At 61.0% G+C, this 17,848-nt stretch carries 17 protein-coding genes; 8 read left to right on the top strand and 9 right to left on the bottom strand.

Going from position 1 to position 17,848, the window contains the following annotated elements:
- Positions 1-471, bottom strand: coding sequence for an LEA/WHy family protein (locus BLU85_RS15855; protein WP_092200701.1), 471 nt, complete (start codon positions 469-471; stop codon positions 1-3).
- A gap of 164 nt (positions 472-635) precedes the next feature.
- Between BLU85_RS15855 and BLU85_RS15850 the strand changes: the two genes are divergently transcribed.
- The 4 genes from BLU85_RS15850 to BLU85_RS15835 all read left to right on the top strand — a co-directional run bounded on the left by BLU85_RS15850 (position 636) and on the right by BLU85_RS15835 (position 3,639).
- Positions 636-1,352: a helix-turn-helix transcriptional regulator gene (locus BLU85_RS15850; RefSeq protein ID WP_092200704.1), complete on the top strand. Its 717-nt coding sequence runs from the start codon at positions 636-638 to the stop codon at positions 1,350-1,352.
- 51 nt (positions 1,353-1,403) lie between these two features.
- A complete protein-coding gene (locus tag BLU85_RS15845; RefSeq protein ID WP_003202401.1) occupies positions 1,404-1,745 on the top strand; it encodes a nuclear transport factor 2 family protein in 342 nt (113 codons plus the stop codon).
- Between the two features lie 220 nt (positions 1,746-1,965).
- Positions 1,966-3,087, top strand: coding sequence for a cell division protein ZapE (zapE, locus tag BLU85_RS15840; RefSeq protein ID WP_092200707.1), 1,122 nt, complete (start codon positions 1,966-1,968; stop codon positions 3,085-3,087).
- Positions 3,088-3,144: 57 nt separating this feature from the next.
- The gene (locus BLU85_RS15835) at positions 3,145-3,639 is read left to right on the top strand and encodes a GNAT family N-acetyltransferase (RefSeq protein ID WP_092200710.1); all 495 of its coding nucleotides are present in this window, start codon (positions 3,145-3,147) and stop codon (positions 3,637-3,639) included.
- Positions 3,640-3,663: 24 nt separating this feature from the next.
- Here BLU85_RS15835 and BLU85_RS15830 read toward each other — a convergent pair whose 3' ends face one another.
- Positions 3,664-5,403 (bottom strand): phosphoethanolamine transferase CptA, encoded by a 1,740-nt coding sequence (locus BLU85_RS15830; protein WP_092200713.1) that lies wholly within the window; start codon positions 5,401-5,403, stop codon positions 3,664-3,666.
- 371 nt (positions 5,404-5,774) lie between these two features.
- Positions 5,775-5,948, bottom strand: a complete 174-nt coding sequence (locus BLU85_RS31170) for a DUF6026 family protein (RefSeq protein WP_013693491.1) — start codon at positions 5,946-5,948, stop codon at positions 5,775-5,777.
- A 274-nt stretch (positions 5,949-6,222) separates the two neighbouring features.
- On the opposite strand from BLU85_RS31170, the gene gnd reads away from it, so the two are divergent.
- Genes gnd through BLU85_RS15815 form a run of 3 tightly spaced genes read left to right on the top strand, consistent with a single transcriptional unit; the run spans position 6,223 to position 9,535 of the window.
- The gene (gnd, locus tag BLU85_RS15825; RefSeq protein ID WP_092200716.1) at positions 6,223-7,203 is read left to right on the top strand and encodes a phosphogluconate dehydrogenase (NAD(+)-dependent, decarboxylating); all 981 of its coding nucleotides are present in this window, start codon (positions 6,223-6,225) and stop codon (positions 7,201-7,203) included.
- Complete coding sequence (zwf, locus tag BLU85_RS15820; RefSeq protein WP_092200719.1) at positions 7,200-8,720, top strand: glucose-6-phosphate dehydrogenase; 1,521 nt, start codon at positions 7,200-7,202, stop codon at positions 8,718-8,720. Before gnd ends, zwf begins: the two co-directional genes overlap by 4 nt.
- Positions 8,717-9,535, top strand: coding sequence for an HAD family hydrolase (locus BLU85_RS15815; RefSeq protein WP_092200722.1), 819 nt, complete (start codon positions 8,717-8,719; stop codon positions 9,533-9,535). Before zwf ends, BLU85_RS15815 begins: the two co-directional genes overlap by 4 nt.
- 162 nt (positions 9,536-9,697) lie before the next feature.
- On the opposite strand, the gene nhaB is transcribed toward BLU85_RS15815, so the two are convergent.
- The 3 genes from nhaB to BLU85_RS15800 form a co-directional block, all read right to left on the bottom strand.
- Positions 9,698-11,200, bottom strand: coding sequence for a sodium/proton antiporter NhaB (nhaB, locus tag BLU85_RS15810; protein WP_092200725.1), 1,503 nt, complete (start codon positions 11,198-11,200; stop codon positions 9,698-9,700).
- A 95-nt stretch (positions 11,201-11,295) separates the two neighbouring features.
- On the bottom strand, positions 11,296-12,585 hold the full coding sequence (locus tag BLU85_RS15805; protein ID WP_092200728.1) for a hypothetical protein: 1,290 nt from the start codon (positions 12,583-12,585) through the stop codon (positions 11,296-11,298).
- A gap of 184 nt (positions 12,586-12,769) precedes the next feature.
- Positions 12,770-13,036 (bottom strand): hypothetical protein, encoded by a 267-nt coding sequence (locus tag BLU85_RS15800; RefSeq protein WP_013693488.1) that lies wholly within the window; start codon positions 13,034-13,036, stop codon positions 12,770-12,772.
- Between the two features lie 342 nt (positions 13,037-13,378).
- On the opposite strand from BLU85_RS15800, the gene BLU85_RS15795 reads away from it, so the two are divergent.
- Entirely contained in the window at positions 13,379-14,704 is a 1,326-nt protein-coding gene (locus tag BLU85_RS15795) for a sigma-54 dependent transcriptional regulator (RefSeq protein WP_092200731.1), read from the top strand.
- 163 nt (positions 14,705-14,867) lie between these two features.
- Here BLU85_RS15795 and BLU85_RS15790 read toward each other — a convergent pair whose 3' ends face one another.
- The 3 genes from BLU85_RS15790 to BLU85_RS15780 are packed head-to-tail and all read right to left on the bottom strand — an operon-like array spanning position 14,868 to position 17,684.
- The gene (locus BLU85_RS15790) at positions 14,868-16,151 is read right to left on the bottom strand and encodes a transporter (protein WP_092200734.1); all 1,284 of its coding nucleotides are present in this window, start codon (positions 16,149-16,151) and stop codon (positions 14,868-14,870) included.
- A gap of 46 nt (positions 16,152-16,197) precedes the next feature.
- The gene (locus BLU85_RS15785; RefSeq protein WP_092200737.1) at positions 16,198-16,944 is read right to left on the bottom strand and encodes a hypothetical protein; all 747 of its coding nucleotides are present in this window, start codon (positions 16,942-16,944) and stop codon (positions 16,198-16,200) included.
- Between the two features lie 59 nt (positions 16,945-17,003).
- Entirely contained in the window at positions 17,004-17,684 is a 681-nt protein-coding gene (locus BLU85_RS15780; protein WP_092200740.1) for a C39 family peptidase, read from the bottom strand.
- Positions 17,685-17,848: the final 164 nt, after the last annotated feature.

The raw sequence follows: 17,848 nt of genomic DNA, 5'->3' as shown, positions 1-17,848 counted from the left end.
TCACCACGTCGCCGCGGAGCCTGGCAGTTCGAGGGTCCCGCGGTCGACGAAGCGCAGGGTGCCGAACACGCCGCCAGCGAGTTTGCCCTTGAGCACATAGGGCAGGTTGTCCAGGCTTTGGGTCTGGCTAAGGCCCAGGGTCTGGCGCAGCACGGAAAACGCCGAAATGCTCACCGGGACGCTCAGGATCGCTTCGGAAAAGCGCGGGATCGAGCCGGTCTGGTCACTGACCCCTGTCGCCAGCGTACGGCCATTGACCTCCAGGTCCAGCGCCACGCCGTTGTAGTCGATGGCGGTTTCGTTGGGGTTCTGCACACGCAGTTTCACGGCGAAGCGCACCTCCAGGCCCTGGTTGGGCAACGGTTCGATGCCGACCACGTTGATGTTCAGCGGGTCACGGTTCGGGAAGAGGGCGCAGGCGCTGAGGCTGAGCAGGATCAGGAATACGGAAAGGCCGAGGATTCTGCGCATGGATTGACTCTCAAAGAATGAAAAAACCGGAAGCGATTGAGCACGATACCCCACAGGTGCCCCACGGCAACCCACGAACCCTGGCTCATAGACAGAGGCTCCTGACAGTTTCTGACACCAGCCTCTGCTAATCTGCACCATCTTTTCTTTGCGGACAGTCCATCGTGTCGCGTACCACTCGGCTGCTCACTTTGCTGCAAGTCTTGCGGGGCAAGCGTTGCCCGGTCACCGCTGCGACGTTGGCGGATGAACTGAATGTATCCGAGCGCACCTTGTACCGCGACATTGCCGAACTCACGGCCCTCGGTGCGCCGATCCAGGGCGAGGCGGGCATTGGTTATGTATTGCGCAGCGGCCTGTTCCTGCCGCCGCTGATGTTCACCGCCGATGAAATCGAAGCCATCGTGCTGGGCTTGCGCTACGTGGATCAGCGCGCCGACGAGGTGCTGGGCAAGGCGGCCGCCGACGCCCTGGCGAAGGTCGCCGCCGTGCTGGCCCCGGATGTGCGGGACGCGTTGCGCAACCCTACGGTACTGCCTGGCCCGCCGGGTTATGGCTATCCGCAGAACACCGTGGAGCTGAATGTCTACCGCCAGGCCATTCGTGCCCAGGCCAAGCTGCACATCGACTACGCCGACGTGAACAAGACTCCGAGCCAACGCCTGATCTGGCCGCTGGCCCTGGGCTTTTTCAACGAGGCGCGGGTGGTAGTGGCCTGGTGCGAATTGCGCGGCGCCTATCGGACCTTTCGCACCGACCGGATTGCCTCGGCCACCGAGCAGGGCGAGCGGTATCCAGGCCGGCGCAGCGATTTGTTGCGGGACTGGTTTGCGTTGATGAAGTTGGACGAAACCGGCCGTTTCACTCCTGACAAAAACTGACACAACGCTGTTCTAGCATGGTGCCAGATCGATAAAACAAGGAGCCGTACCATGTCCAATCCCGTCTCTTCCCTGGCCCCGGCCATCGCCGGCTACATCGCGGCTGCCAATGCCCGTGACAGTTCGGCGGTGACGCGTTTCTTCGCCGAGGATGCCAACGTGTTCGATGAAGGCCAGCACCGCGTTGGCACCCAGGCCATCGCCCAATGGATGGAAGACACCGCCCAGCGATTCCAGCCACGGGTGGAAGTGCTCAATGTGCAGCAACGCACTGGCAAGGTGCTGGTGCAGAACCTGATCTCCGGAACATTCCCCGGCAGCCCGCTGGAGTTGCGTTATACCTTTCGGCTCGATGAACAGGGCAAGATCAGTCGGTTGGATATCTCAATCTGAGTTCTGCAGTCGAGCTGTTTTGTCCCCGCTCGGTTCGTAGGAGCTGCCGAAGGCTGCGATCTTTCGCTTTCTTTCGCTTGAGATTCAAGTGTCTGGGGAAAGATCGCAGCCTCGTTGCACTCGACAGCTCCTACACAGCTCCTACAGCGCGCCTCGGCGGGAGCAAGCTCCCTCGCTGTCATGGCATACTCCCCACCTTCGTTTTCCGGACCCGGGCCGTATGACTTTCGACTCCCCCTTGACTGCCTGGCAGCATGCCATCGAACACCACGGCTTCGTCCAGGACGAGGCCCAGGAATTGGCCATCATGGCGCTGGAGCAATGCCACCAGGCGTTGCACGAAGGGCGCAAGTCGATCAAGGGCGTCTATCTCTGGGGCCCGGTGGGGCGTGGCAAGACCTGGCTGATGGACCGCTTTTATGAAAGCCTCAAGGTGCCGGCCCGCCGTCAGCACTTCCATCATTTCATGGCGTGGGTGCACCAGCGCTCGTTCCAGCTCACCGGCACGCCGGATCCTTTGCAAGCCCTGGCCCGGGAGTTGAGCGCAGAAGTGCGGGTGCTGTGTTTCGACGAGCTGTTCGTCAACGACATTGGTGACGCGATCATTCTCGGGCGCTTGTTCCAGGTGATGTTCGAGCTGGGCATGGTGATGGTGAGCACCTCCAACCTGCCACCGGAAGAACTCTATGCCAACGGCCACAACCGTGAGCGTTTCCTGCCGACCATCACCGCGATCAAGCAGCACATGCAGATTGTGCCGGTGAACGGCTGGCAAGACCATCGCCAGCACCCAGGCCAATTGCAGCAGCGTTACTGGCTGCGCGATCCCGGGCAGCCCGATCCGCTGGGCGATGTCTTCAACCTGTTGACCGCCGGGCAGGTGTCGAGCCGTGCGCCGATTGACGTGGGCCATCGTCTGCTTGAGCCGGTCCAGGCCAGCGATACGGTGCTCTGGAGCCGTTACGCCGACCTGTGTGAGCAACCGTTCTCGGCGCTGGATTTCATGGCGCTGTGCGACCGCTTCAGCGTCATCCTGCTCAGTGATGTGCCCTGCCTGAGCGCCGAACAGCGCGAGGGGCGCATTGCCCGTGGCACCGAGGACGGCGTCGAGCGGGTCGTGGCCGGTGACCGTGAGCTGCCGCAGTTGTCGGTCCACGACGACGGCGTGCGACGGTTCATCGCCCTGGTCGATGAATGCTACGACCGCAAGGTTCCGTTGTGCCTTTCGGCTGCGGTGCCGATGGATGAGTTGTACACCGAGGGCTATCTGCAATTCCCGTTTCGCCGTACGCTCAGTCGCCTCCAGGAAATGCAAATGCAACGTTTTGGTCAGCCAGCCTGACCTGTATCCCGCCGACGGCGTCGAGCCGCCGGTACTACCGAAGTGAGATGGAAGGTCATGGAAGAAGCCAAGGACATCCTTGTCCTGCAAGCCAGCTACACCAACCCGATCCACGCCGAAGCGATCTGTCATGTGCTCGACGGCTATGCGCAGGACCCGATGGGCGGAGGGCATCCGTTGCCGGCCGAGGTGCTGTTGCATCTGCCCGAGGAGCTGGCCAAGCGCCCTCATGCTTTCAGCGTGCTGGCTTTCGTCAATGGCGAGCCGGCGGGGCTGGTCAATTGTTTCGAAGGTTTTTCAACCTTCGCCTGCCGGCCTTTGGTGAACATCCACGACGTGGCGGTGATGCCGGAATTTCGCGGCCTCGGGTTGAGCCAGAAGATGCTGCAGAAGGTCGAGGATATTTCCCGCCAGCGCGGTTGCTGCAAGATTACCCTGGAAGTGCTCCAGGAAAATGCCGTGGCACGGGGCAGCTACGCCAAGTTCGGCTTTGCCCCCGGCATGTTCGATCCAGCCCACGGCCCTATGCAGTTCTGGATCAAGCCCCTGTGAAAGCGGGCATCCGGTCGGTTTCGGTTATTTCTGCACGACTTCGGCCAGTGGCGCCTTGGGCTGCATCAGGCTGAAATCGATCAGGGCCTTGCGTGGGGTTTGATACGGGTTGCCGATCAGCAGCGGGCGGGCCTTGAAGTCATCGCTGACCAGGCTCTTGCTGCGGTCCAGCTCGTCAAAACTCAAGCCGGCCAGGTCCGCCCAGGTGTGGATCAGGTGTGAGCTGCTGTAGGGCCGTGACAGGTCGCCGGCGAAGTTCCAGTCATGGTTTTCGCGCCACTTGGGCGAAGCCCAGGCCATGAAAGGAATGGTGTACATCGGTGCGGTCGGCTTGCCTTCGTTACGACCCAGCGTGCCGTGCCCCTGCGAATCGAACACGTCTTCGCCGTGGTCCGAGAGGTACAGCAGGAAGCCGTTGGGGTCGGTCTTGGCGTAATCCTTGATCAGGCTGGACACGACAAAGTCGTTGTACAGCACGGCGTTATCGTAGCTGTTGTAGGTCGGGACCTGATCATCACGCAGGCCCGCCGGTACGCCCTGGCGGTCAGTGAATTTGTTGAACGTCGGCGGATACCGGTACTGATAGCTCATGTGGGTGCCGAGCAGGTGCACCACGATCAGCTTGCGCGGGGCGCTGTCGGCCAAGGCCTTGTTGAACGGCTCGATCACGTCGCCATCGTATTGCGCGGCATTCTGGTTGCGGTTGTTGTTCAGGTACACCTGTTCGTCGGCCTGTTGGGAAAAGGTCGTGAGCATGGTGTTGCGCTTGGTCATGGTCTGCTGGTTGGTGATCCAGAAGGTCTTGTAGCCGGCCTGCTTCATCATGCTGACCAACGATGGCGTACTCAGGTACAGGTCCGGATTCTCCTCGTCGGCGAACGTCAGCACCTGCTGCAGCGCTTCGATGGTGTAGGGGCGCGGGGTGATGACATTGTCGAACACCGAAAGCTGGTCCTTGAGCTTGTCCAGCTCCGGCGTGGTTTCCCGCGGGTAACCGTACAGGCTCATGCGCTGGCGGTTGGTGGATTCGCCGATCACCAGCACCAGGGTGGCCGGCTGTTCTGCCCTGGCATCCTTGAGATTGCCCAGGGGCGCAATCTTGCTGGCGCTGTGGAGCATGCCTTGCATGTTTTCCAGCTGTTCACCGTAGCGACGATATGCCACCAGCATCTGCCACGGCACGGCCGGCTCGATGCGATCTTCGAACTTCTCCAGGCCACCGGCGAAGCTGCCGGTGCGCTGGGTCTGCTTGATCAGCGGATAACCGACCACCGCGAGCACGATGACCGCGGCCGCCACCAAGGCTTGCCCCCGGGGCAGGTACACCGGACGCAGGCGGGTCCAGAGCCAATAGCCAACGACGGTGTGGGCCAGGAACGCCGCCACCATCCACCAGGCAAAATACTGGGTCAGGTACTCGCCGGCTTCAGACACGTTCGATTCGAACATGATGAAAATGACGCTCTGGGAAAATTCCTGCTGGTAAATGAAGAAGTAGCCCAGGCTGGCCATGGAGCAAGCCCACAGCACCACGCCGATCAATGCCGCGAGCAAGCGTGTACGGGCGGGAAAGAGCAGCAGGGGGGCCAGCCACACCGCACTCATCACGAACGCTTGGCGAAAGCCGGTGAAACCGGAGGTGTCGCTCAGCAGGATAAGCAGTTGGGTGATACCCGAGAAGTACCAGAAGAACAGAAACAGCCAGCCGAGTCCGGCCCAGTCGAAACCTTTCGCAGTCGTTTTGCTGCGTTTGAACAAGCTCATCAAGCGCTCCAGCCTTATATCGACGAAGCTGCCGGTACCGGATTGGTGACCGCAGGCCTGCGCCGAGCAACCCTAAAGGCCGGGAGTATTACGAGCCGGTTGTGAAAACTTTGTGAGTTTTTCGGATACAAAATGCATGTGAGGTGCGAATGCACCTGTGGCAAGGGGATTTGTCTCTAGAGGCGGGACCTGTGGCAAGGCTTGCCCGCGATATCCGCACCGCGGTCGTACAGCTGAACCGCGTTATCGTTCGTCGCGGGCAAGCCTTGCTCCCACAGATAGAATGCTCGCCGCAAGCGGGCACGGCAGGACTTGCATGGAAGTGACACTGTTTGACCAGCGTCACTTCTTCGACTGTGCCTCTGGAGCGGTTACCGAGCCAGGGACTGGCTCTGGTGGGACAGCTGTGCGTGTTGCAGCTGCATGCGCAACTGCGTCACTTCATCGAGCAGCAGATCGCGTTCTTCCTTGAGTAGGCGCAATTCATCGCGACGAATGGTCACATAAAGGGTTTGGGGAGGACGTGCGGTAACGACAGGGCCCATTGCTCACCTCGCAAATGGCGTACATCAACTATAGAGATGTCGCCATGATTTGGTCGACACCTCTACTATCGGCGCCGATTCTGATTTCTTTTGCTTGTGATTGGAACTTTTTTATTTTTCATGGTCGCTGTGTCTTTGGCCGGATCTTGAGCGTTATCCCTTGTGATCGCTCGAATTACCCGGAAACTATGCAGCAATGCTCTGGACTAACCTCCATTAGTCGATAGTGTTAAATCTTTGACACACCTTTATTTGTAGTAGGGAGCATCAGCACATGCAACTCGGGATCATTGGACTGGGCCGCATGGGCGGCAATATTGCGCGGCGCCTGATGCTCGATGGGCACGCCACCGTCGTCTATGACCGCAATGCCGCTTTTGTCGAAAACCTGCGCCAGGAAGGCGCCACGGGCGTCGCGGACCTGCCGGCGCTGGTCGCCGGCCTGGAAAAACCACGGGCGGTCTGGGTCATGCTGCCGGCCGGCGCCCCCACCGAAGACACCATCAACGTCCTCAGCGAGTTGCTCGAGCCGGGCGACGTGATCATTGACGGCGGTAATACGTATTACAAGGACGACATCCGTCGTGCCCAGGCCCTGTTGGAAAAAGGCCTGAGCTACATCGATGTCGGCACCTCCGGCGGTGTTTGGGGCCTGGAGCGAGGTTACTGCATGATGATTGGCGGCGAGGCCGAGGTGGTGAAGCGCCTGGACCCGCTGTTCGACAGCCTGGCGCCGGGCATGGGCGATATCCCGCGCACCCGTGACCGCAAATCCGACGATGACCGCGCCGAACGTGGCTACATCCACGCGGGCCCGGCGGGTTCGGGGCATTTCGTGAAGATGATCCACAACGGCATTGAATACGGCATGATGCAGGCCTTCGCCGAGGGCTTCGACATCCTCAAGACCAAATCCAGCGAAAGCCTGCCACCGGAGCAGCGTTTCGACCTGAACGTGGCCGATATCGCCGAAGTCTGGCGTCGCGGCAGCGTGGTGTCGTCCTGGTTGCTGGACTTGACCGCCGACGCGTTGGCCAGCGATCCGAAACTGGACGGTTTTTCCGGTGAAGTCGCCGACAGTGGGGAAGGGCGCTGGACCATCGAGGCCGCCATCGAGCAAGCAGTGCCGGTTCCGGTCCTGTCCAGCTCGCTGTTCGCCCGTTTCCGCTCGCGCCAGCAAAGTACCTACGGCGACAAAATGCTCTCGGCCATGCGCTTCGGCTTTGGCGGCCACGTGGAGACGCCGAAGAAATGACCTCGATCGCCAGCAAATCCAAGGCAGAACCCGCGCCGCCGACCACGTTGTTCCTGTTCGGCGCCCATGGCGATCTGGTCAAGCGCCTGCTCATGCCGGCGCTTTACCACCTCAGTCGCGACGGTCTGCTGGATGATGGGCTGCGCATCGTCGGGGTTGACCACAACGCCATCAGCGATGTGGATTTTGCCAAGAAACTCGAAGATTTCATCCGTAACGAAGCGGCGAGCAAGGGCGGTGATGCCGACCACGCGCTCGACCCGGCGCTGTGGGCCAAGCTGGCCCAAGGCATCAGCTACGTCCAGGGTGACTTCCTCGATGACGACACCTACCAGGCGCTGGCGGCGAAAATCGCCGCCAGCGGCACCGGCAACGCGGTCTTCTACCTGGCGACCGCGCCGCGCTTTTTCAGTGAAGTGGCCAGCCGCCTCGGTGCGGCCGGGCTGCTTCAGGAGCAGGAGGGGGCATTCCGGCGGGTGGTGATCGAAAAACCGTTCGGTTCCGACCTGCAAACCGCCGAGGCGCTGAACGCCTGCCTGCTCAAGGTCATGAGCGAGAAACAGATCTATCGCATCGACCATTACCTGGGCAAGGAGACGGTGCAGAACATTCTGGTCAGCCGTTTTTCCAACAGCCTGTTCGAGGCGTTCTGGAACAACCACTACATCGACCACGTACAAATCACCGCCGCCGAAACCGTCGGCGTGGAAACCCGTGGCAGTTTTTATGAGCACACCGGCGCCCTGCGGGACATGGTGCCCAACCATCTGTTCCAACTGCTGGCGATGGTGGCCATGGAGCCGCCAGCGGCGTTTGGGGCCGACGCGGTGCGTGGGGAAAAGGCCAAGGTCGTCGGGGCGATCCGGCCCTGGTCGGTGGAACAGGCCCGCGCCAACTCGATCCGTGGCCAGTACACCGCCGGTGAAGTCGCTGGCAAGGCGGTGACCGGTTATCGCCAGGAAGCCAACGTCGCCGCCGACAGCAACACCGAGACGTACGTGGCCCTCAAGGTCATGATCGATAACTGGCGTTGGGTGGGCGTACCGTTCTACTTGCGTACCGGCAAGCGCATGAGCGTGCGCGACACGGAGATCGTCATATGCTTCAAGCCGGCGCCTTACGCGCAGTTTCGCGACACTGAAGTCGACGAACTGCAACCCACGTACCTGAGAATCCAGATTCAGCCCAATGAAGGCATGTGGTTCGACCTGCTGGCCAAGCGGCCGGGGCCGGCGCTCGACATGGCCAATATCGAATTGGGCTTTGCCTATAAGGACTTCTTCGAAATGCAGCCGTCCACGGGTTACGAAACCCTGATCTACGATTGCCTGACCGGTGACCAGACCCTGTTCCAGCGTGCCGACAACATCGAAAACGGCTGGCGTGCCGTGCAGCCGTTCCTCGATGCCTGGCAGCAGGACGCGACGGTCCAGCCCTACAAGGCCGGCGAAGATGGCCCGGCGGTCGCCGATGACTTGCTGACCCGCGACAATCGCGTCTGGCATGGCCTGGGATGAGTGTTCTGGTGAAGCGCCCCATCCGATTTCTACTCAGCGATATGGACGGTACACTGCTGCTGCCTGATCACAGCATCAACCAGCGTACCATCGCCGCGGTTCGCGCATTGCGTGAGGCCGGTGTGCTGTTCAGCCTCGCTACCGGGCGGCCGCCGCGGGCGATGTTGCAGCAGATCGAGGCCCTGGGCGTCGACCTGCCCACGGCGGCATTCAATGGCGGCACGCTGGTTCATCCCGACGGCAGTTTCCTCGCAGTCCATTACCTGCCGCCGGAGGCTGCGCTGGCCACCCTGGCGCTGTACGCCGATCAGCCGGGCATCGAAGTCTGGGTATTCGCCGATGGCGACTGGCTGGTGCGCGACGCCCACGGGCCGATGGTGCCGGTGGAGACGCGTGGCCTGGGCTACCCGCCGGTCGAAGTCGAGAGTTTCGAACCTTACCTGGAGCGGATCGACAAGATCGTCGCCACCAGCGCCAACACCGACCTGCTGGTAGAGTTGGAGGCTCGGCTGCATCCGCTGCTCAAGGGGCAGGCCCAGGTGTCGCGTTCGCAACCGATCTACCTGGATGTGACGGCGATGAAGGCCAACAAAGGGGAAGCGCTGTCGACCCTGGCCGCCTTCCTCGACGTGCCGCTGGAGCAGACCGCGGCCATGGGCGACGGCGGCAACGACCCGGCGATGTTTCACCGGGCGGGATTATCGATTGCCATGGGCCAGGCGGATGAGGCGATCAGGCGCCAGGCGGATGTGGTGACCGCCGCCGTGACCGAAGACGGCGCAGCCCTGGCGATCGAGCGGTACATCCTGCCGTAGGATGTCCTGACCTGTAGGAGCTGGCGAAGCCTGCGATCTTTTGATCTTTCGCTTGATACTCAAGTCTCTGGGGAAAGATCGCAGCCTCGTTGCACTCGACAGCTCCTACGCACAGTCCAGCGGGAGCAAGGTTCCTCGCCCCAGGTTTTACTCAGGAATTGCTTACAGCCAGTAAGTCACCGCATACCAGCCCAAACCGCCCATCACCACGGTATAGGGCAGGGCCATCCAGACCATCCGGCCATAAGACAGGCGAATCAGCGGTGCGATCGCCGAGGTCAGCAGGAACAGGAATGCCGCCTGGCCGTTCGGTGTCGCGACGCTCGGCAGATTGGTGCCGGTGTTGATGGCCACCGCCAGGGTCTCGAACTGTTCGCGGCTCATGTGGCCGGAGATGAAGGCCTGCTTGACCTCGGTGATGTAGATGGTGGCCACGAACACGTTGTCGCTGATGGCCGAGAGCAGGCCGTTGGCAATGAACAGCATGCCGGGCTGCTGGTCGGCGGGCAGAGCCAGGACCCACTGGATCAGCGGCGTGAACAACTGCTGGTCGTGAATGACCGCCACCACCGCAAAGAACACCACCAGCAGCGACGTGAACGGCATGGCGTCCTTGAACGCATTGCCCAGTCGATGCTCGTCGGTGATGCCGGTGAAGGCGGTAATCAACACGATGACCATCAAGCCGATCAGGCCGACTTCGGCAATGTGCAAGGCCAGGCAGACGATCAGGATAAGCGCGGCAAGACTCTGGACGACCAGGGCTGCGCGCTGGCGTGCGGTGCGTTCGCGATTATCCTGCTCAGCGTAATCGGCCAGCACGGTGCGGACGTTGTCCGGCAGCAGCGCGCCATAACCGAACCAGCGCAGCTTTTCCAGGGCCACGCAGGTCAGCAGCCCGGCAACCAGCACTGGCAGCGACACCGGCGCGACTTTCAGGAAGAAATCAGCGAAATGCCAGCCCATCTCATGGCCGATCAACAGGTTCTGCGGTTCGCCCACCAGGGTGCAGACGCCGCCCAGCGCCGTGCCGACGGCACCATGCATCAGCAGGCTGCGCAGGAATGCCCGGAACTGGTCCAGGTCACCATGGTGCAGCGACGGCATGTCGTGGTCTTCATCGATGCTGCTGTCCTGGCGTGGATCGTTGCCCGATGCCACACGGTGGTACACCGAATAAAAGCCCACCGCGGCGCTGATGATCACCGCCGTGACGGTCAAGGCGTCGAGGAACGCCGACAGAAATGCCGAGAGAAAGCAGAACATCAAGGCCAACAGCGCCTTGGAGCGCACACCCAGGAGCAAGCGCGAGAACAGGAACAGCAGCAGGTCCTTCATGAAGTAGATTCCGGCCACCATGAACATCAGCAGCAGGATGACCGGGAAGTTATGCACCAATTCGTCGTACAGCGCCTTGGGTGTGGTCATGCCCAACAGCAGGGCTTCGACCAGTAGCAACCCACCAGGCATCAGCGGGTAGCATTTAAGGGCCATGGCGAGGGTGAAGATGAACTCCACGACCAGCATCCAGCCGGCGACCACCGGGCCGAGGGTCCACAGCACCACGGCATTGAGAATCAGGAAGGTGATGATGCACGCCTTGTACCAGCGCGGGGACTGCCCAAGAAAGTTGTGCGCGAAAGCTTGAGCCATCGAACCGGACATTGGCTGCTCCTTTTAATTAGAAGCGCGCAACTTGCCGTAACAAATGGGGAATATCAAGCGTAGGCGTGAATACCGTTCGCCTACGACGATCTGACTCACGCCCAATACCGCGCAACCACCGCTCGATAATGCCCCTGGAGCGAGTAGCCGCCCACCAGGATTCTACCGTCAGACTGCACCGCCAGGGCGGTGGCGGTGTCCAGGCTGTAGCCGAGTCGAGTGCGAACCCAGCCTTTGCCTTCACCGAAATCCGGATCGAGGCTGGCATCCGGCAAATGCCGGGCGAGCACGAAGTCGGCTTCGATACCGCCGATGGTGGCGCCAGCGGTCACCAGCTTGCCGTCCGGTTGAAGCCGGGCAGCGGTCCACTGGCTGGCGTTGCGCCCGATCGCCATGAGTTGGCACTGGCCCTGGTTGCAATGACGGTCCGGCGTGCCGTCCAGGCGCACTTTCAGGGACAGGCTGTGCATCGGATCGCGGCTGCTGCCGAAGGCTTGTAGATCGCCGTTCGCATCCTGAACGATCTGGCTGACCATCACGCTGTGACCCTGCGCCAGGATGGACAGGAAGCCCTCTTCGCCGAAGCTGTCATCGAGCTTGCCGCTGCTGTCATAACGGGCGATCAAGCCGTGCTGGGGCAAGTCAATCGCGCCGCCGACGACAATATGCCCGTCAGCCTGGAGCATCAGGCAGCCGAGCCAGGTATTTTTCAGCGCGCGTCGGACCATCACGAAACCGCGACCGTTGAACGAGGTATCCAGGGCCCCGTCCGGCAGGAGCCGGATCAGTACGCCGACATGGTCGGACAATTGGTAGTGATGGTTGGCGAGCAAGAGGATCCGGCCATCGGCCTGCACTTGCATGTCGCAGGCCTCGAGCCCCGGTACGCCGGGCGGCAGCCAGGGATCGCGCAGGCCTTGGGAGAGGTCGCCGCAGAGCCGGATGATGTGTCGGCCAGCGTTGCCGAAGTTCTGGACGGCACGGCCCTGTTGATCGAACAGCGCCAGTGCGGGAAGGGTGTGCTCGTTGTTTTCGTAGTGCAGGCCGGACAGCAGGATATGCCCGTCGGGTAGCTCGATCACTTTGCCCGCCGTCGCTTCGAAGCCCTGTTCGAACACGCCGATCACGCAGCCATGGTTGCCGAAACCCGGATCGGTCGAACCGTCATGATTGAGTCGTGCCAGCCCGAACCGGCTGCCATGGGCGGTCTCGATCCTGGCCGCGACCAGGATGCGGTCGGCACGGTCGAGGGTCAATCCGGTGATCAGGCTCGAGGTGCTGCCTTCGAAATGAACCCAGGCTTTACCGTTGGCGGCAAAGCCTGGGTCAAGTTTCCCGGCGTGGGTCATGGCCGGGGGGAGTTCAAACGCGAACTGATCGAGCATGCCTGCCTCTCCTTGCGTGTCGACCGGCCCGAACGGGCGATGACTGCATGAGGGCAACATTCAATCCCTGAATGTGACAATGCACAACTGTCAGGTACTGCAGTTACAGGGGCGATGCGTGCCATAACAATGGCTTTACAACCCAATGCCAAGCCTGCAATCGATAACAGGCCCTAGCAGTGTTTTATTCAGGCATCGACCAAGACTGCAAGGTGTAGCCTTCCTGGCTCAGTTCGGCACGGGCCTGCTTCAACAGATCGGCCAGTTGGACCGGGTCGGTATAGGCGCTGCTTGGAATCTGAGTGCGGCCAATATGGGTATTGGTGCGGTCGATGACGGTCAGGCTGAGTTCGCCGTTACCGTCTTGTGGAGCCCAGGCCACGCATTGGAAAGGACGGAATGCGCGGTCGGCAATCAAAAGAGCTTCGTTGATACGGAGCGGGGCGTTCATGGCATTTTCTCTTAAGTGTGCCCAAACAAATGATGTGCCGTCGGTTGGGCGTACCGTGCGGCTGGTTACTTGTACTGATGTCCCGAACCCGTAGGCGGGTCACACATTATTTAAATAAATTTCGATTTTCTTTCAGACCAGGCTTTTGGTCTTTTGTTTGAAAGCGCCCTGAAAGAAAAGTACCCGCGACAACTAACGAAACGCTTGCTTATAACCACTTTAACCTGTTCTCGATAATCAATTGATACAAGGGGGCGTCAAGTTCTTGCTACTGTTACATGCAGGTTTGCCAAACGACTGTTTCTAATCATATTTCTTTTATTTTGGCGCCAAGGATCAGTCATGATCGAAGCCAGTACGTCACGTCGTCTGCTCGTGGTTGATCCCTGCGACGATTGCCATCGCCTGTTGCCAGGTCTGCGCAGCATTGGTTGGGACGTGGACAGTTGCGCCCTTGAACACGCCGGCGATCGGACCTGTGACGTCGGCCTGTTGCGCTTGCAGCCTTTTCACCTGGAGCGTCCGGAAGCGGTCAAGGAGTTGATCAGCCGTAGCGGCACCGAATGGATCGCCGTGCTCAGCCAGGAAGTATTGCGCCTGCAAAACGTCGGTGATTTTGTCTGCGAATGGTTTTTTGACTTCCATACCTTGCCGTTCGACGTGTCCAGGGTCCAGGTGACACTGGGTCGGGCGTTTGGCATGGCGCGCTTGCGGGGGCAGGGCTCGATTCACATCGATCGGCCCGAACACGAACTGCTGGGCGACAGCAAGCCGATCCGCGAACTGCGCAAGTTATTGAGCAAGTTGGCGCCTGCCGAGTCGCCGGTGTTGATTCGCGGCGAGAGCGGCACCGGCAAGGAACTGGTGGCGCGCACCCTGCACTGTCAGTCCCACCGGCGCAACAAGCCGTTCATCGCCATCAACTGCGGCGCCATTCCGGAACACCTGATCCAGTCCGAGCTGTTCGGGCATGAAAAGGGCGCGTTTACCGGCGCTCACCAACGCAAGATCGGACGAATCGAGGCCGCTCACGGAGGCACGCTGTTTCTCGATGAAATTGGCGACCTGCCGTTGGAGCTGCAGGCCAACCTGCTGCGTTTCCTGCAGGAAAAACACATTGAACGGGTCGGTGGCAGCCAGCCGATTGCGGTCGATGTGCGGATCCTGGCGGCGACCCATGTGGACCTCGAGGCGGCCATCGAACAAAAGCGTTTTCGCGAGGATCTCTACTATCGCCTGAACGTGCTGCAAGTGACGATGGCGCCCTTGCGCGAACGCCATGGCGACCTGGCGATGCTCGCCAGTCACTTTTCCCATTTCTACAGCCAGGAAACCGGCCGCCGCCCCCGCAGCTTCAGCGAGGATGCATTGGTGGCGATGGGCATGCACGACTGGCCCGGGAATGTGCGGGAGTTGGCCAACCGCGTCCGTCGCGGGTTGGTGCTGGCCGAAGGGCGGCAAATCGAAGCGAGGGACCTCGGGCTGGCCAGCCACCAGGGCGTCGCGGCGCCGATGGGCACGCTGGAGGATTACAAGACCCGCGCCGAGCGCCAGGCCCTGAGCGATGTGCTCAACCGGCACAGCGACAACCTGAGCGTGGCCGCCCGGGTGCTGGGCGTCTCCCGGCCGACGTTCTATCGTTTGCTGCACAAGCATCAGATTCGCTAGAACAGCCTACATACAACCCATTGTGGGAGCGAGCTTGCTCGCGATAGCGGCCTTTCATTCAGTATCAATGCTGACTGAAAAGGCCTTATCGCGAGCAAGCTCGCTCCCACAAGGGTTATGCAGTGCCCTTGGGATAGGTGTCCATCACATATCCCTGAGGGCATCAGAAGTAATACGGGAATTTCAGGCTGAAGGTGAAATCCGGCGCATCGTCGGTCAGCCCGATGGACAGGTTGGGCACGATGGTCAGGTTGTCGGACGCGGCGACGGTCATGCCGATATTGAAGTAGCCGGCGTTGGCGTCGCTGGAGACCACCGACTCCCAGTCGCCGCCGTCCTGTTTGAGCTTGCTTTTCTTTTGAATCAGGTCAGAGACCGAGAATGACATGCTCATCTTCTCGTTCAAGGCGAAGGCAATGCCCGCACCGAGCTGGAAGCTGTCGCCGATCCGTACTTTGCCCGGCACCTTCTGGTTGACGGTGGAGCTGATGTCGTCGAACGATTCTTCGAAGTTATGGGTGTAGGACAGGGTGCCGAACAAGACCGCCGGGTCGAAGGTCTTGACCAGCGAGAGCCCGGGTGTGATCGACCACACGCCGTTGCCAGTGGGCAGGTCGTCAGGTACGAACAGGTTGGTGTTGGCCTGGGATTGGCGCAGCTTGATGCCAAACGGGTCCTTGCCGGTGGGCGCCTTGACCCGCAGGGTGACCACCGCGTCTGGAGAGTTGATCGACTCATCCATGAACTTGTAGGCGATGCCGAAGTTGACGTCGCCGATGGTCGGGTCGCGGGTCACGGTTTCTTCGCTGGTGACCCCGGCCGCGCCGTTGTTCGCGCCGCCTGACTGATACGTGGATTCGCGGTAGACCACTGGCACGTTAAGGTCGAACTGCCAGCGATTATCGAAGTTATAGCGGCCGGTGAGGTCCAGCGTCCAGGTGTCGGCCTTGATCCGGTCGAGGTTGATGTTGCCCAGGAAAATCGAATCCAGGGCCAGGAAGCCATTGAGGATCAGTTGCCGCGTGTCGTAGCGCGAATAGGTCACGCCGGTCTCGAAACTGAACCTGCCGCCGCCGAAGAAGCCGCTGGCCTCGTCATAGAGATTGGAGACACTCTGGGCCGGCTGGGAATCATCGGCCAGGGATTGCCCATAGCCACTGCCGCCGGCCGTTGTCGCGCCACCGCCGGCCACGGTCTGGTTGCCTTTCATGTCGGCCGGGGATTTGGCCAGGCGCTTGGGCTGCGGCGTGGTGGGTTGGTCCTCTACCTGGCGGACCCGCTGTTCGAGCACCGCCAGGGCTTTCTGCTGGACCTCGTATCGTTGCTTGAGCTCAAGAAGTTCCTGTTTCAGGGCCTCGATGTCGGCGTCCGGGGCCGCCTGCAACACGGCTGCCGGGAACAACGTGCTTAAACACATCACAGCGCGCAACGATACGGATCGATACATGAAATATGCCGTCCCTATTTGCCCAGTGGTCGGAAAACAGCGTAGTTCAATAACCGAGGTTACGGAGGCCGCGCAGTTGGGTCAGGTTGCAGTCCAGTGCCCCGGCACTGGGGCCGTTGTTGTTCAGCACCACGTTGAGCTGGGTCATGTTGTTGACCAGGTTGCTATTGCCCAGCAGGCGAGTGTTTTGCAGCAAGCCGCCCTGGGCCACTTGCTGCAAGGTGCCGCCCTGGTTGTGGCTGGCCTGGATCGCCATTTGCACGCCGCTGCCGGTGGCGGTAACCGCGACGCTGCCAGCGGCGTTGCTGCCGCTGATGGTCTGGCCCTTGGTCAGCAGTTGGCCCTGGGAAGGCACGAGCGCCGGTGCCTGGTTGCTCTCTTTCACATCGATGCTGACGTTGTTGTAGGCCGTGTTGCCGTCGCCGGCGGCACGTACGCTCTGGGTCACGCCCTGGCCCGTGCCAAGGCCGGCGCCACCGGTAATGTTGCCGCTGCCCTGTTCGGGGACGCTGCCATTGCCGGTCTGCTTGATGGTGGAGACATAGAACTCGGGTTTGACGGTGGCGGCCTGGATCTGCATGGTGCTGATGGCGCCGATCAAGTCGCCGCTGGCGTTGCGCCAGGTACTGCTCATGACGATGCCGAAACTGATGACTCGGCCGGGCATGACGTAACGACCGCGTAGCTCGGCAAGCTCCTGGTCCTTGACTTCGATGGGTTTGAAGCCGGCATGGGCATAGCCCGAGGCGGTCGCGAGCAGGCAGGCCAGCGACAGCCAGTGTGACGTTTTCATGTGCTGCTCCCGGAGCGTCCTGCTCCTTTTTTGTACTTATTGTTGGCAGTGGTCGGCGATTAGAAAAAGTCGCTCTGTATGAAGCCGAAATCCATCAGTTCCGCATCCCTGACCGGGTTGAAACCGTCCAGCTTGTTACGGGCTGTCAGGGGTTGAGGAGGGCTGCGTAGTGCATTGGTCTTGTCGTAGCCCGGGCCGACGATCGCAAAGACGATGCCGTTCCAGCCTTTGACGAACTCATCGTGGGCGTAGCGCTTGTGCCCCAGCACCGGGTCGCCGATGTAGACCCATTGCTTGTCGGCCCGCTGCAACACCACGAAGTGCTTGTAGCCGCGTATTTCCATCAGGACTACGACCGGAATCGTCACCGCTTCGAGCTTCTCTGGCGGTATGCGGTAGCCTCGGGCACGCATGCCGATAGTCTCCACGTAGCGCTTCATGTCCAGCATGGAAAACCCCTGGGTGCGAACCAGGTTCTGGTCGGCATTGACCAGCATGCCTTTGATGACGTGTTCTTCATCGACGTCAAGCCAATAGGCCTGGCGCAGCACCGTGGCCAGCGCGGCGGCGCCGCAACTGAAGTCGGTTTTCTGCTCGACGATGTCGCTGAATTTACGTTCGCGTACGCTTTGCACCGGTTTGTAGACCAGCATGCCGCCAGGCAGGGCGGCGACTGGCATCTGCGCCGCTTCGGCCATGCAAGCCAGGCAGAGCAGCAGGAAAACGGCAGTGACACGCATGATCAATACGCCTAGTGGACATCCAGGAAAAGCCCCCTGTGGGGACGAGCCTGTGGGAGCAAAGCCTGCTTGCGATAGCGGTTTTGAAGCCAGCAGAGGGGCCGTACGTGACGACCTCGATCGCGAGCGAGCTGTGCTCCCACAGAGCTACTACTACCCCCACA

This window comes from Pseudomonas sp. NFACC14, from assembly GCF_900106885.1.
Classification (GTDB): Bacteria; Pseudomonadota; Gammaproteobacteria; order Pseudomonadales; family Pseudomonadaceae; genus Aquipseudomonas; species Aquipseudomonas fluorescens_AA.
This window is presented reverse-complemented; position numbering and strand designations above follow the sequence as displayed.

Bases quoted from the DNA above. Each gene is read 5' to 3' on its own strand.
- BLU85_RS15800 (WP_013693488.1), bottom strand. From the start codon at position 13,036: ATGAACGCCCCGCTCCGTATCAACGAAGCTCTTTTGATTGCCGACCGC.
- zwf (WP_092200719.1), top strand. From the start codon at position 7,200: ATGACCTCGATCGCCAGCAAATCCAAGGCAGAACCCGCGCCGCCGACC.
- BLU85_RS15815 (WP_092200722.1), top strand. From the start codon at position 8,717: ATGAGTGTTCTGGTGAAGCGCCCCATCCGATTTCTACTCAGCGATATG.
- BLU85_RS15780 (WP_092200740.1), bottom strand. From the start codon at position 17,684: ATGCGTGTCACTGCCGTTTTCCTGCTGCTCTGCCTGGCTTGCATGGCC.
- BLU85_RS15845 (WP_003202401.1), top strand. From the start codon at position 1,404: ATGTCCAATCCCGTCTCTTCCCTGGCCCCGGCCATCGCCGGCTACATC.
- BLU85_RS15785 (WP_092200737.1), bottom strand. From the start codon at position 16,944: ATGAAAACGTCACACTGGCTGTCGCTGGCCTGCCTGCTCGCGACCGCC.
- BLU85_RS15835 (WP_092200710.1), top strand. From the start codon at position 3,145: ATGGAAGAAGCCAAGGACATCCTTGTCCTGCAAGCCAGCTACACCAAC.
- BLU85_RS15805 (WP_092200728.1), bottom strand. From the start codon at position 12,585: ATGCTCGATCAGTTCGCGTTTGAACTCCCCCCGGCCATGACCCACGCC.
- nhaB (WP_092200725.1), bottom strand. From the start codon at position 11,200: ATGTCCGGTTCGATGGCTCAAGCTTTCGCGCACAACTTTCTTGGGCAG.
- BLU85_RS15790 (WP_092200734.1), bottom strand. From the start codon at position 16,151: ATGTATCGATCCGTATCGTTGCGCGCTGTGATGTGTTTAAGCACGTTG.
- BLU85_RS15830 (WP_092200713.1), bottom strand. From the start codon at position 5,403: ATGAGCTTGTTCAAACGCAGCAAAACGACTGCGAAAGGTTTCGACTGG.
- gnd (WP_092200716.1), top strand. From the start codon at position 6,223: ATGCAACTCGGGATCATTGGACTGGGCCGCATGGGCGGCAATATTGCG.
- BLU85_RS15795 (WP_092200731.1), top strand. From the start codon at position 13,379: ATGATCGAAGCCAGTACGTCACGTCGTCTGCTCGTGGTTGATCCCTGC.
- zapE (WP_092200707.1), top strand. From the start codon at position 1,966: ATGACTTTCGACTCCCCCTTGACTGCCTGGCAGCATGCCATCGAACAC.
- BLU85_RS15855 (WP_092200701.1), bottom strand. From the start codon at position 471: ATGCGCAGAATCCTCGGCCTTTCCGTATTCCTGATCCTGCTCAGCCTC.
- BLU85_RS31170 (WP_013693491.1), bottom strand. From the start codon at position 5,948: ATGGGCCCTGTCGTTACCGCACGTCCTCCCCAAACCCTTTATGTGACC.